The organism is Labilithrix luteola (assembly GCF_001263205.1).
In the GTDB taxonomy this organism is placed as follows: Bacteria; Myxococcota_A; Polyangia; order Polyangiales; family Polyangiaceae; genus Labilithrix; species Labilithrix luteola.
This window is the reverse complement of record NZ_CP012333.1, coordinates 7774318-7786518: the sequence shown is the minus strand read 5'-3', so window position 1 is coordinate 7786518 and position 12201 is coordinate 7774318. Positions and strand designations below refer to the sequence as shown.

General features: G+C 66.6%; 12 protein-coding genes. 4 read left to right on the top strand and 8 right to left on the bottom strand.

Features of this window, described 5'->3' with window-relative positions:
• Positions 1-27 precede the first annotated feature (27 nt).
• The 6 genes from AKJ09_RS33800 to AKJ09_RS33775 all read right to left on the bottom strand — a co-directional run bounded on the left by AKJ09_RS33800 (position 28) and on the right by AKJ09_RS33775 (position 5370).
• On the bottom strand, positions 28-219 hold the full coding sequence (locus AKJ09_RS33800; RefSeq protein WP_146651976.1) for a hypothetical protein: 192 nt from the start codon (positions 217-219) through the stop codon (positions 28-30).
• A 43-nt stretch (positions 220-262) separates the two neighbouring features.
• Positions 263-1711, bottom strand: a complete 1449-nt coding sequence (locus AKJ09_RS33795; protein WP_275936663.1) for a DEAD/DEAH box helicase — start codon at positions 1709-1711, stop codon at positions 263-265.
• Between the two features lie 93 nt (positions 1712-1804).
• Complete coding sequence (locus AKJ09_RS33790; protein WP_146651975.1) at positions 1805-2182, bottom strand: hypothetical protein; 378 nt, start codon at positions 2180-2182, stop codon at positions 1805-1807.
• Positions 2183-2510: 328 nt separating this feature from the next.
• Positions 2511-3074 carry an HdeD family acid-resistance protein gene (locus AKJ09_RS33785; RefSeq protein WP_240488976.1) on the bottom strand — a complete coding sequence of 188 codons (564 nt, stop codon included), beginning with the start codon at positions 3072-3074 and terminating at the stop codon, positions 2511-2513.
• Positions 3075-3227: 153 nt separating this feature from the next.
• On the bottom strand, positions 3228-4292 hold the full coding sequence (locus AKJ09_RS33780) for an alpha/beta fold hydrolase (RefSeq protein WP_146651973.1): 1065 nt from the start codon (positions 4290-4292) through the stop codon (positions 3228-3230).
• 1 nt (position 4293) lies between these two features.
• On the bottom strand, positions 4294-5370 hold the full coding sequence (locus AKJ09_RS33775) for a cyclic nucleotide-binding domain-containing protein (protein ID WP_146651972.1): 1077 nt from the start codon (positions 5368-5370) through the stop codon (positions 4294-4296).
• A gap of 14 nt (positions 5371-5384) precedes the next feature.
• Here AKJ09_RS33775 and AKJ09_RS33770 point away from each other — a divergent pair, with 14 nt between their 5' ends.
• The 4 genes from AKJ09_RS33770 (at position 5385) to AKJ09_RS33755 (ending at position 9317) form a co-directional block, all read left to right on the top strand.
• On the top strand, positions 5385-5717 hold the full coding sequence (locus AKJ09_RS33770; protein ID WP_146651971.1) for a hypothetical protein: 333 nt from the start codon (positions 5385-5387) through the stop codon (positions 5715-5717).
• Entirely contained in the window at positions 5704-6333 is a 630-nt protein-coding gene (locus tag AKJ09_RS33765; protein WP_146651970.1) for a hypothetical protein, read from the top strand. The genes AKJ09_RS33770 and AKJ09_RS33765 overlap by 14 nt, the downstream gene beginning before the upstream one ends.
• 180 nt (positions 6334-6513) lie before the next feature.
• On the top strand, positions 6514-8247 hold the full coding sequence (argS, locus tag AKJ09_RS33760; RefSeq protein ID WP_146651969.1) for an arginine--tRNA ligase: 1734 nt from the start codon (positions 6514-6516) through the stop codon (positions 8245-8247).
• Positions 8248-8375: 128 nt separating this feature from the next.
• Positions 8376-9317 carry a hypothetical protein gene (locus AKJ09_RS33755; protein WP_146651968.1) on the top strand — a complete coding sequence of 314 codons (942 nt, stop codon included), beginning with the start codon at positions 8376-8378 and terminating at the stop codon, positions 9315-9317.
• Between the two features lies 1 nt (position 9318).
• Here AKJ09_RS33755 and AKJ09_RS33750 read toward each other — a convergent pair whose 3' ends face one another.
• Positions 9319-11439, bottom strand: a complete 2121-nt coding sequence (locus AKJ09_RS33750) for an ATP-binding protein (RefSeq protein WP_146651967.1) — start codon at positions 11437-11439, stop codon at positions 9319-9321.
• A 229-nt stretch (positions 11440-11668) separates the two neighbouring features.
• Positions 11669-12034, bottom strand: coding sequence for an RNA recognition motif domain-containing protein (locus AKJ09_RS33745; RefSeq protein WP_146651966.1), 366 nt, complete (start codon positions 12032-12034; stop codon positions 11669-11671).
• Between the last annotated feature and the right edge of the window lie 167 nt (positions 12035-12201).

The window sequence follows — 12201 nt, the reverse complement described above, 5'->3', positions numbered from 1 at the left end:
TCGAAGACTCGCGCGAGGTCGGACGGTCTACTCGATCGCCCAGTCCGGGGGGGCCTGGGGCCCGGGAACGATACCGGCGATGTCCGGATCTTCACCCGGCTTCGCATCCGGGCGCGCGTCTTTCTCGCGCTTGCGTTCCTCGCGCTTCGCGCTCTTCTCGCGCTGACGCTCCTGACGCTGTCTCTCTTTCTGCCTTTTGTTCACGCTCGGGTTGGACATCACAACCACCCTTTCCGCGACCGCTGTGGACCGCCTCGTGGTTTCAAGAAAGTTCGCCCTGGGGGAGGCGAGCACCCCGGAACCGGCGTCGACGACGTCGGCGCGGCCCGGGCGAAGAGTTCGGATCGTTACCGGCGCTAGGTCCGGTGGTGACACTCGCGGGACGCGGCGCCTGAGGGCGCTGCTGCGGAGCGCGCGGCTGCTGCGCCACGCGCGGCTGCTGGGAAGCGCGCTGCTGCTGCGGAGCACGTTGCTGCGAACCGCGCTGCGCCTGACCATTCCCATGCGCCCCGTGCGCGCGCGGCGGTCGGCCGTCGTTGTCGCCGGTTCGGTCGGCACTGGACGCGGGCATGACCACTCGCCCTGCAACGGGGATGCGCGTACGGATGAGGCGCTCGATGTCTTGAAGGAGCTTCTTCTCGTCCTCGTCGCAGAAGGCGATCGCTCGGCCCTCGGCGCCCGCGCGGCCGGTTCGACCGATACGGTGGACGTACTGCTCGGGGACGTTCGGCAGCTCGAAATTCACCACGTGCGAGATGCCGTCGACATCGATGCCGCGCGCCGCGAGGTCGGTGGCGACCAGAACGGAGATGGTTCCGTTCTTGAATCCTTCGAGGGCGCGCTCACGTGCCCCTTGGGATTTGTTCCCGTGGATCGCGGCGGCGTCGAGACCGCCCCGGGTGAGTTGCTCGGCGAGGCGGTTTGCGCCGTGCTTGGTGCGCGTGAAGACGATCGTACGGAGCGCTCCTTGATCGCGGAGCAGCTTTTCGAGCAAGGCGCGCTTGTGGCTCTTCGCCACGAAGTACACGGATTGCTCGACCTTCTCCGCCGTCGTCGACTGCGGCGCGACCGACACGCGGACAGGGTCGATGAGGATGCTCTGCGCGAGGTCGGCGATGTCGCGAGGCATGGTCGCCGAGAAGAAGAGCGTCTGCCGCTTCGTCGGAACGAGCTTCACGACCTTCCGGACGTCGTGGATGAAGCCCATGTCGAGCATGCGGTCGGCTTCGTCGAGGACGAAGATCTCGACACCATCGAGGGAAACGAACCCTTGCTGGATGAGATCGAGAAGGCGGCCCGGCGTGGCGATCAGGATGTCGGGCTTTTGTTTGAGCGCGATCTCCTGATTGCGCTGGCCGACACCGCCGTAAATGACCGTCTGTCGCAGGCCGACATGACGGCCATACGCGGACGCGCGCTCGCCGATCTGGGCCGCGAGCTCACGCGTCGGGGCGAGGATCAGACAGCGGATCTTGCCGTTACGCGGGCGCTCCGCGAGGCGCTGGAGGATCGGCAGGACGAAGGCCGCCGTCTTCCCGGTGCCGGTCTGCGCACAACCGAGCAGATCGCGACCTTGGATGACGTGCGGAATGGCTTGAGACTGGATGGGGGTCGGCGCCTCGTAGCCCTCTTGGGCGACCGCGCGGACGAATGGAGCGAGCAGTCCGAGCGCCGCAAACGGGGACTCGGGCAAGGTTGCAGTAGAATTCACGTCGTAGACTCGAATTTCACGCGGCGCACTCGGCGCTCACGTGTCGTGGGGGTTTCAATCGAGACGGCCGGCAGAGCGCAGCGGCAAAGCCGCTTACTTATACGTCGCAATACCGACGTACCGGAGTAAGCGCTCGCAAGGGACGTTGCCGACCTGCCCGTAGCAGACGTCTTCGCCCTCGAAACGCGTTGCCCCTGCCCGGAGCTCGGCCATGATCGGCCGCGTCAGATCGTGCCCGCCGTCATGGCACGAAGGGTCACTGCACGGAACTTCGAACAACGCAGGTGCGTGCTCGACGACTACCCGACGGATATGAGAAACCTCGGCCGAAACCACGCCGGAACGGCGTTCTTCCAGCTCGAGCTTCAAGCTCGCGAGGTTCTTGGCCTCGGCGAGCAGGCGAGGAGCTTCGTCCTCGCGTCGCCGTCGCTCCGCAAAGCGGTTCGCGGCGTCTCGGTTGCGTCGGTTCATCAACGGACGAACGAGCTCCCACGGGTAACTCCAACCGGGCTTCCGCCCGTACCTGACGCTCTCGACATGTGACCCATGGGTTCTCCCTTTTCCGTTCGGCGACTTCGCTGCGTGCTTTTCGTCGATGAACGACGCCGCCGGAAGCGAGGGGCCGCGATCCCTAGGGCAATCTCAGTTGAGAGGGCGTCGGGTCGTTGGATTCCAGTACAGTGCCTGTGAAGGCGCCCACCGTACTGCAAGTCCCCCTTAATGCAAACCGGAGGCCTTCGAAAGGCGGAGGTGGAGGGGGCGCGCTCCAGCGCTGCTACGAAAGAGACAACGAGACGCCTCATGCGTGCGCCGCCCCATGTTCCCCGTGCATCCGCGTCGCCACGCTGATCGACGCGACGCCGCTGAGAAGCGCGAGGAACGCGATCATCCCACCCATCTCGACCACTCCCGTCAGTCCGGTCAGAGGGGCGAGCAGCAGCGCGGCTCCGCATCCCAGCGCAAGCACCCCCGCGGCCCCAAGCCACCAAGGCCGCGCTCCCTCCCGGCGGAGACGGGCGGCCAAGACGAGCTCTGCCGTGCCCGCCGAGATTGCCCACGCGCCGACCACGAGCGAGAACCCGTAAACGGCGAGGGTCGGGAAGAAAAACGCGAGAAGCCCGGCCGAAAGTCCGACGACCGCGCGGATGAAGTAGAAGGTCGCGCCGTTGTCACGATGTTGCACGGCCACAGCGAACGACGCCGACGCAAAGGCGTCGACGAGCGCGTAGATGCCGAAGAGGAGCAACAGGGTGACGAACGCCGCCCCCGGCCAGGCGAGCGCCAGGAGCCCGAACAGCAGGCCTGCGGCTCCGCGAAGGAGCAGTGCCGAGGAGGTTTGGCGGTCTTCGTCCATCTTCTCCACCAACGTCCTATGCATAAGCACCCGAATGCAGGCGGTCACGGGGTGAGCGCAACGAACGTGTGAACGCGTGCGAACGTCGGTCGACCGACCGATCGACGTCAGCAGCGTCGACGAGCGTTCGAATTTCGCGTGACGCGTGTCGCGTGAACGAGCTCAGCGGCCGAGCGTCGACAGAAAGCTCTTCACGGCGTCGGCGGCCTTCGCACCTTCGCAACCGAGGGCGAGGTGTCCGCACGGCGTGTCGAGGACGACGAGCTGCGCCGAGAGAAGCTTGGCGAAGGTCTTCGAGGGCTCCGGGGCGACCATCTGATCGCGCTCGGAGACGACCACGAGCGCCTTCGCTTTCACCTTCGATGCCGCGACGGAAAGCGTGGTTCCCCGCGCGACGTCGTGCGCGAGCATCGCCTCGAGCTGCCGGCGGCGATCGTTCCAATCGAACGACGCGTCGGCCTCCTCCGTGGCGAGCCACTTCGCGAATCCGTCGCGCGACGTCTCCTTCGAACGGTAGCTCGGCGTGGTCAACGCCAGCTGATGGATGTCGTGCACCGCGCGAAGGACGGGCATGCCCTCGTAGTCGCCATTCCGGTACGCCACGTCGGACTCGAGCGCGTGGAGCTCGGTCGTCCAGAGCAGCAGATCGTTCGACGCGAGCTGCGGCGTTCCCACGATCGACACGAACGCATCCATGAACTCGGGGTGCGAAACGGCCCAGTCGAACGCCTGCATTCCGCCCATCGAGAGGCCCATCACCACTCGCACGTGATGGACACCGAGCACCTCCTCGAGGAAGCGCTTCTGGCTCTCCACCATGTCGTGGACGGTGAACTTCGGAAACGCGAGCCGGGGCTGACGCTTGCTGTTCGAAGGCGAGGACGAAACGCCGTTCCCCAGCGAATCGACGAGCACCACGTAGAAGCGCTTCGTGTCGACGAAGCCCGGAATCATGCCCACGAGGCCTTTCGTGGTCCCGGTGAACCACGTCGGCACGACGATCACGTTCGACTTGGTCGCGTCGAGCGTACCGAGCGTGCGATACGCGATGCGGCAGTCTTCGATGCGCTCACCGCTCTCGAGCACGCAGCTCCCGAGTTCGGCAAACCGCGGAGGCGCGTCGTCCGCCGCGGTGACGGTGGGTGCCGCGGGTGCTTTCTCGTTCCGCTTCCCTGCCCCGCATCCAGCGAGGAAGACCGCCACGAGGAAGAGACGCTTGCCGATCATCTCAGAGCCGCCTTAGCGAAGAGGGCTCGATCGATAGCTCGAGCTTCGGGGCGTCGCCCTCGTCCCAGTCGTCGATCATGCGCATGCGCGTCGACGCTGGCGACGAGGCGGCGGCGGCGGCCTCGGCGAGCTTACGCGTGGCGGCGCGAAGCTGGCGAACACCGGCGAGCGCCACTTGCTCCTGGAAGCGGAGCGCGACGGGCGAGTTCGCCTTCAGCAGGTTCGAAAACGCGTTGGCGCGCACTTCGAGCGCGTGCGTCTCGCGAACCGCGGTCACCGTGGCCGAGCGAGGTGCGCGGTCCAGCAGGGCGAGCTGACCGACGAGTGCGCCGGGGCCGAGCGTCGCGAGCACGGTCGAAACGCCTGCGCGTGTGACGTCGACAGCGCCGCCGAGGAGAAGCCAGCACGCGTCGCCCTCGCTTCCCTCTTGCATCAGCACGTCGCGCGGCGCGAACGAACGAAGCGTGGCGATGTATGCGAGGAGCTCGAGATCCTCGCTTCCGTACTCGGCGAGGGCGGGAACGCGACGAAGCTGCTCGACCGTCAATCCGCGTCCCGCGCGACGTGACTCGGGACCGGCGCCGCGCATGCTCGATGGACCGCCGCCACCATCGGCAAGCTTCTCTCCGGCATCGCGAAGGCGACGCGCCACGTCGGCGAGGACGTTCCGCTGGATCGCCGCCGCCACACGTGGAGCCCCTTGCTGCAGCGACGCCATCGCGGCACGGGAAAACTCGAGAATGGTGGCGCCCGACGGAGCGGACACCGTGGCCGAGCGCGGCTCCGCGTCGACGAACGCCATCTCTCCGACGACCTCCCCCGGGCCGAGGCGCGCCACGACTTCTTCGCTCCCACCCGAGGCAACGCTCGCGACGAGCTGCCCATCGAGCACGATCATCAGGCAGTGGCCCGGATCACCTTCTCGAAAGAGCACGTCGCCCGGCGCGCCTCGACGCGCACGAAGCACGCCGAGAACGGCATCGCACTCCGCGTCGCCAAGGTCGGCAAAGACTCTGACTCGCCGGAGAATGTCGCGCTTCTGTGAGTTGTCGGTCGTCACGTTCGGCAAGACGATCATACCCTGCAAGGCCGATGAAGTCGCTCTGCAGAGCGCTGCTGGTGCTCAACGTCCTCTACTGCCTGCTCGCGGCAGCCGAGAACAACCTGCCGGGCTGGCACATGTTCGAGGACGTGCAGAGGGTCGATTACACGCTCGCCGATCGCGACGGAACCGCCATCGACGTTCGCGCGTACCTCCCGAGAGGTGCGCACCTCGTCGACGATCAGGAGCTTCCCGACATCGTGCGCTTCGTATGCGAGAAGGAACCAAGCCGCGCGCCCTTCACGTTCGAGAACCGCCGGCGAGGCACGCGCGCCGTGCTGGATCCGAGCGCAGGCTGTCAGGTCCGTCGTGCGCCTCGCTGATCTCGACGTCTTCGATGGACGCCAGGTCGCCTGGTTCGAGCGACTGTTCGGCGCCGCCATCCTCGCCAACGTCGCGACCGAGGCTGCATCCGGCATGTGGGCCGTGCACCAGGGCAGACTCTATCCGTGGCGGCATCTCCCGATCTTGCCGCTCTGGTCGACGACCACACTCGCCATCGTGTGGGCACTCCTCTCGCTGGCGGGCATTCTCGTCGTGCTCGGCAGCCTAGGCCGGCGCGGGCTTACGGGGCTTACGGGGACGGGCTTTCGACTCGCCGTGCCCCTGCTCTTCTTGTCGGTACTCGAGCACTACTCGAACCACGGCGCGCTGCTCTTCCTCGTCGGGTTCTACGTGGCGCTCGGTCCGCCTTCGATCGCCGAAGGGAAAACGGCCGAGCTTCCCAACATGGGCCTCGTCCGAGCCCAGATCGTCCTGGTCTACGTGTTCGGGGCCGTGAACAAGATCCTGCACGGGTTCGCGTGCGGGCAGTCGCTCGTCAACCTCTTCGGCTGGCCCTTGAGCATCGCGCGCGTCGCGTCGGTGCTCGTCATCGCGGTCGAGCTCGTCCTCCCCTGCTCCTCCTCGTGCGCCCCAAGCTCGGATTTCCAGGCGTAGTCCTCCTGCATCTGGCGTTCGCCATCGCCATGCCCGGCCTCTGGTCCTTCGGCCTCGTCATGGTCGCGATGGCCACGCTCTTTCTCCCGGCGGCCTCCAGCAGCCGCCGAAATGGCCGAATCTCCGACGTTTCAAGGGTGAGTTGACGCGGCGCGCGACCTGCACGAAAGAAGACGGACGATGGCCGACCCGATCGTCACGCTCGCGCCCCGATTCGAAGCCGCTCTCCGCCAAGCCTTCGGTGAAGAACACGCCAAGGCCGATCCGGCACTGCGTCGCGGGGCTCACGCCGATCTCCAGGCCGACGTGGCGCTCGGTCTTGCCAAGAAGCTCCAGAAGAAGCCGCGCGAGGTCGCGGACGCCATCGTCGCCGTCCTCGACGTGAAGGGCATCGTCGACAAGGTCGAGGTCGCCGGTCCGGGCTTCATCAACCTCTCCCTCTCGAACGAGTGGCTGTCCGCGCAGCTCGCCGAGGCCGCCGCCGATCCGCGCCTGTCGGTTCCGACGACGAGCAGCCCCGAGACCGTGGTGGTCGACTACTCCGGCCCGAACGTCGCCAAGGAGATGCACGTCGGGCACATCCGCAGCACCGTCATCGGCGACACGCTGGTTCGCACCCTCGAGTTCCTCGGGCACACGGTGATTCGTCAGAACCACCTCGGTGACTGGGGCACGCCGTTCGGCATGCTCATCGAGCACCTCATCGACCTCGGCCAGGACAAGAGCGAGACGGTCACGGTCAAAGACCTCGACGCCTTCTACAAGGAAGCCCGCACCAAGTTCGACGCCGACCCCGCCTTCGCCGATCGCGCCCGCAAGCGCGTCGTTTCGCTCCAGGCCGGCGACGCGGACACCCTCGTTCTTTGGAAGCGACTCGTCGACGAGTCCAAGCGTTACTTCGGCGAGGTCTACGAGAAGCTCGGCGTCACGCTGACCGAAAAGGACTTCTGCGCCGAGAGCCACTACAACCCGCTCCTCGCTGGCGTCGTCACCGAGCTCGAAGGCAAGGGGCTCGTCACCGAGAGCGACGGCGCACTCTGCGCCTTCCCCGCGGGATTCAAGACGAAGGAAGGCGAGCCCCTTCCGCTCATCGTGCGCAAGCAAGACGGCGGCTACGGCTACGCCACCACCGACCTCACCGCGATTCGCGAGCGCATCCAGACGCGAAAGGCGACGCGCATCCTCTACGTCGTCGGCACGCCGCAGCAGCAGCACCTGCAGATGGTCTTCGCCGTCGCGCGCGACGCCGGCTGGCTCGTTCCGCCGGCACGCGCCGAGCACGTGAACTTCGGCTCGATCCTCGGGCCCGACAAGAAGATGTTCAAGACGCGCGCCGGCGGTACGGTGAAGCTCATCGACCTGCTCGACGAAGCCACGTCGCGTGCGAGCGCGATCATCAAAGAGAAGGACTCCGACCTCGACGACGCCACGCGCGACGTCGTCGCACGCCAGGTCGGAATCGGCGCCATCAAGTACGCCGACCTGTCGAGCGATCGCGTGAAGGACTACGTGTTCGACTGGAGCCGCATGCTCGCCTTCGACGGCAACACGGCGCCCTACGTGCAGTACGCCCATGCGCGCAGCCAGAACATCTTCCGCAAGGAAGGCATCGACAGCGCGATGAAAGGCGCTGCCATCGTCGTGCGCGAGCCCGCCGAGCACGCCCTCGCCATGGAGCTTCTCAACTTCGGCGCAACGGCTCGCTCCGTGGCCGACACGCTTCAGCCGCACCGCATGTGCACCTATCTCTACGGCGTCGCGAGCGCGTTCACGACGTTCTACGAGAAGTGCCCGGTGCTGAAGGCCGAGGACGAAGCGACGAAGACCTCGCGCCTCGCCCTCGCCTCGCTCGCCGGTCGCGTCCTCGCCCGCGGACTCGACCTCCTCGGCATCGAAGCGCCCCAGCGGATGTAGGCCCGTTTGCCTCCCGGTTGTGCCAGACGGCCCTGTCTTGCTGGCACAACCTGGATGGCACACGACGCTGAATGAGCCAGCATCTCTGGGCTCGTTCGCGAGGCACGCGCTGTGCACTGCGCGCACCCATGCCTCAAGATGCTGTGTTCCGCCTTGCCGTTTCGGCCGCCATCGCGTCGTCGCTGATCGTCCACGCACGCCCGTCCGCCGCTTGCGGCGTGATCCCACAATGCGACTCCGTCGAGGTCTTGCCCGCTCCGGGAGCTGCGGTTCCGTCCAACGCGCCGGCCTTGGCGTTCTTCGACGCGGCAATCGCGACGAACTTCGAGTTGCACAAGGCAACTGGCGAACTGGTCGCGACCACGACGTCCGCCACCGCCGATGCAGCGACCAACACGAAGTTCCTCTTCCTCTCGACCCCGCTGACCGCGGGCGAAGCTTATGAGGTGCGCTGGTCACCGAACTGCCAGGTCCCGAATCGGTCGAGCGTTTCGTTCACCGCAGGGCCCGCGGCGCCCCTGCCGACCACGATGGGAAGCGTGACGGTTGCCGAATCCTTGCGAGGTGACCATTCGAGCTGCGGCCACGTTTGGAATACGAGTCAGAGCAGCGATGGCGGCCATCAGGCGGCGACGTTCTTCGAATTCGCGCCCAGCGCGGAGCTCGTTCCTTATTTGCCGATCGCGAAGATCGTCAGCTTCGTCGATGGGCAACCCGTCAATCTCGACATTCAAGACATCACGACCTCGACGTCGACATCTCGCCGCGGAATCCGTACGGTCTGCGTGACAGACCCCGGATACGACACCTACGGTACGGTGTCCGCTGGCCTCCATCACATTCGCCTCGAGGCCATCGTCGCCGGCGCGACGTCGCAACCGCTACCGCTCGAGTTCGACGCGAACGTCCAGTGCGAGCCCGCCAGCGCCGCGACGCCGGAAGAGTCGAGCGCGTCGTCGTGCGCCGTCAGCTCTTCCCGTCCCGCCGGGGTCACCGTTGGTCTTGTGGCTACCGTCGTCGCCGTCGCGAGCTCGCTTCTCCGACGACGCCGGAGCAAGTCGCGTCACTGATTCAGGGGACTTCGTCCGACGACTTGCCCGCCGCGCGCTTGCGCATCATCTCCGCTGCGAGCTTCCGCAGTGCCTCCGGCTCGGTGAGCTTCGAGAGGTAGCGAATCTCGGGACGTGCGAGGAACGCGCGCGCAGCGTCGGTCGTTGCGCCGCCGGTCAGAAAGATGATGCGGTCGAGCAGCGAGGGATGATCGCGCAGGAGCGCCTCGTGGAGCTCGATGCCGTTCATGCCGGGCATCATCAGATCGCACAAGATGAGGTCCGGCACGTTGGCCGACTTGCACCGCGCGAGCGCAGCTTCGCCGTCACTCGCGAGCTCGACGTCGTGGTCGCCCTCGAGCAGCATCCGGAGCGACGCGCCGTAACGAGGCTCGTCGTCGACGACGAGAACGCGGCCGCGCGGCTCGGCATCGGGCTGGACATCGGGCACCGGGGGCCGAACGGACGCGGGCCGAACGACCGGTGCTTCCGTGGCGGCCACGGCCTCGCCCTCCGGCGCAGGCGGCAGGAGCACGGTGAAGCTGGTCCCGATGCCAATCTCGCTCTCGACGGAGATCTCGCCGCCGAGATCTCGCACGATGCCGTGGCAGATGGACAGCCCGAGACCCGTTCCCACGCCCGTCTCCTTCGTGGTGAAGAAGGGGTCGAAGATGCGCACGAGATTTTCGGGCGGGATTCCGGCCCCGGTGTCGGTGACGCGAGCGCTGGCCCACCCTCGCTCGTCCGTCGACAAGCTCACCGCAATCGCGTTGTCGGAGAGTGCCCCGGTCTCGATGGCCTGCGCGGCGTTGACGAGGAGATTGACGAAGACCTGCGAGAGACGCGATTCGTTGGCGAAGACCAGCGGTGTTCTCTCGTAATCCTTGACGAGGCGCGCACGCAGACCGATCTCGTGCGAGACCATCGTGATGGCCATGTCGAGCACGCTCGGCAACGGCAGGGCCCTGCGAAGGTCGTCCTGGCCCGCCGAGAATGTCCGGAGGCCGTGCACGATCTCGCTCACGCGCGCCGACGCGTGCCGAGCGGCCGCGACAGACTCGATCAGGCGTCCGTCGTGGACGCGGTTCGACGACGCGATGGCCCGCTCGATGAATTCGAGGTTATTGCCGAGATACGCGAGAGGCGTGTTGATCTCGTGCGCAATCCCGCTTGCAAGCGTGCCGATCGCGGCGAGCTTCTCGGTGAAGCGAAGCTGCTCCTGCACCCGCTTCCGATCCGTCACGTCTTCGGAGGAGCCGACGAGCTCGTAGGCCTTGCCGGCGGCATCGACGTGCACGCGCCCTCGACAGTGCAGCCACCGCACCGTTCCATCCGGACGCACGATGCGATGGTCCATCAGAAAACCTTCGCGCGTCGCCAGCGCCGTTTGGATCACGTTCTGCACCTCGGCGCGATCGTCGGGGTGAATCGTGTTCATGAACGACTCGAGCGTCGGTCGATGATCGAGCGGCTGCCCGAACGTTCGGTACAGCTGCGGAGACCACGTCACGATGTTCTGCTCGACGTCCCATTCCCAGGTGCCGACCTGCGCCACCTCTTGCGTGAGATCGAGCACGCGCAGACGCGACGCCAGGAAACGACCTCGCTCGCGGTCACCGACCTTCGCTCCGAGCGGCACGACGAAGAGCAGGAACACGCGGATCGCCATCTCTTCGATGCGCACCGGCAGCTGGCGGCATAGGAGACCAACCCCGACGAGTCCCACGCCGTAGAACAGCGCCGCATGGAGCGTTCCGCGCGGCGAATAGCGTTGCGCGATCGACGCGACGACCACGTACGGCGTCACGCTCCACGGCGAGTCCAAACCACCCGTGATCGCGATCCACCCGAGGCAGAGCACGCCGTCGAAGGCCAGCGTGACGTACGAGGCGTGACGCGAGCCGAGACGCCGATGCGGAGGACGAAGGAAGAACGCGAAGGTGTACGCCCAGCCCACGGCGAGGAGCATCTCGGCGACGAAGCGGCCCGCGCCGCCGTACGACGTCCCCAGCGTTCCCGTCAGGAACGAGACCGTGACCACCGCAAAGGTGAGCACACGGATCCAGCTCCGCCGCCGCTCCGCTTCCACGGTGCCAGCCGGCGCCAGCCCCCGTTCGTCATCCGGATGGCGAGCCGTCCCCACGCTCTCGCAAGTCTACCATTTGCGTCCGAACGTGACGCCGGGGCAGGCGTCTCGCGCGCCTGATACAGGAGGGCGGGCGCACAAAAGACAAAGGCGCGGGAACGAACTCCGTCCCGCGCCACGGTCATGAACGACGATCGAATCGAGCTCGACTTCCCTCGAACGCGACCATCAGCGTGATCGACGTGTGTGCGCGCTTGCGGCGCTCACCCGCCAATCACCAGCGCAATCACCAGCCGCGGTGACCACCACGACGGCCGCCGCCGTCGCCACCACCGCCGAAGCCGCCACGGCCACCACCGCCGCCGCCGCCACCACCGAAGCCGCCGCCGCCGCCACCACCGCCGCGACGTTCCTCAGCCTCGTTGACGCGGAGCGGACGGCCGTCGAGCAGCGCGCCGTTCATTTCGGAGATCGCCTTCTGAGCCTCGGCCTGCGAGCCCATGGTCACGAACGCGAAGCCGCGCGAACGGCCGGTCTCACGATCCGTGACGACGTGGACGTCGGTGACCTCGCCGATGCTCGCGAAGCAGTCGCGGACGGACTCGGTCGTCGAGTTGAAGGACAGATTCCCCACGTAGAGTCGGTTACCCATTGTTTCTCTTCTCGATTCACATTGACAGCATCAGTAGCAACGTAAGACCTGCCGTCCAATGAGCCGTCGGGATCGGAGGAGGCCCGCGGAACCAAGCTTCCGCGCAAACCTCACAACAACGAGCCTTCGCGTGTCGGTCGCGTCCCGGTATCAAGTATCGAGAGAGC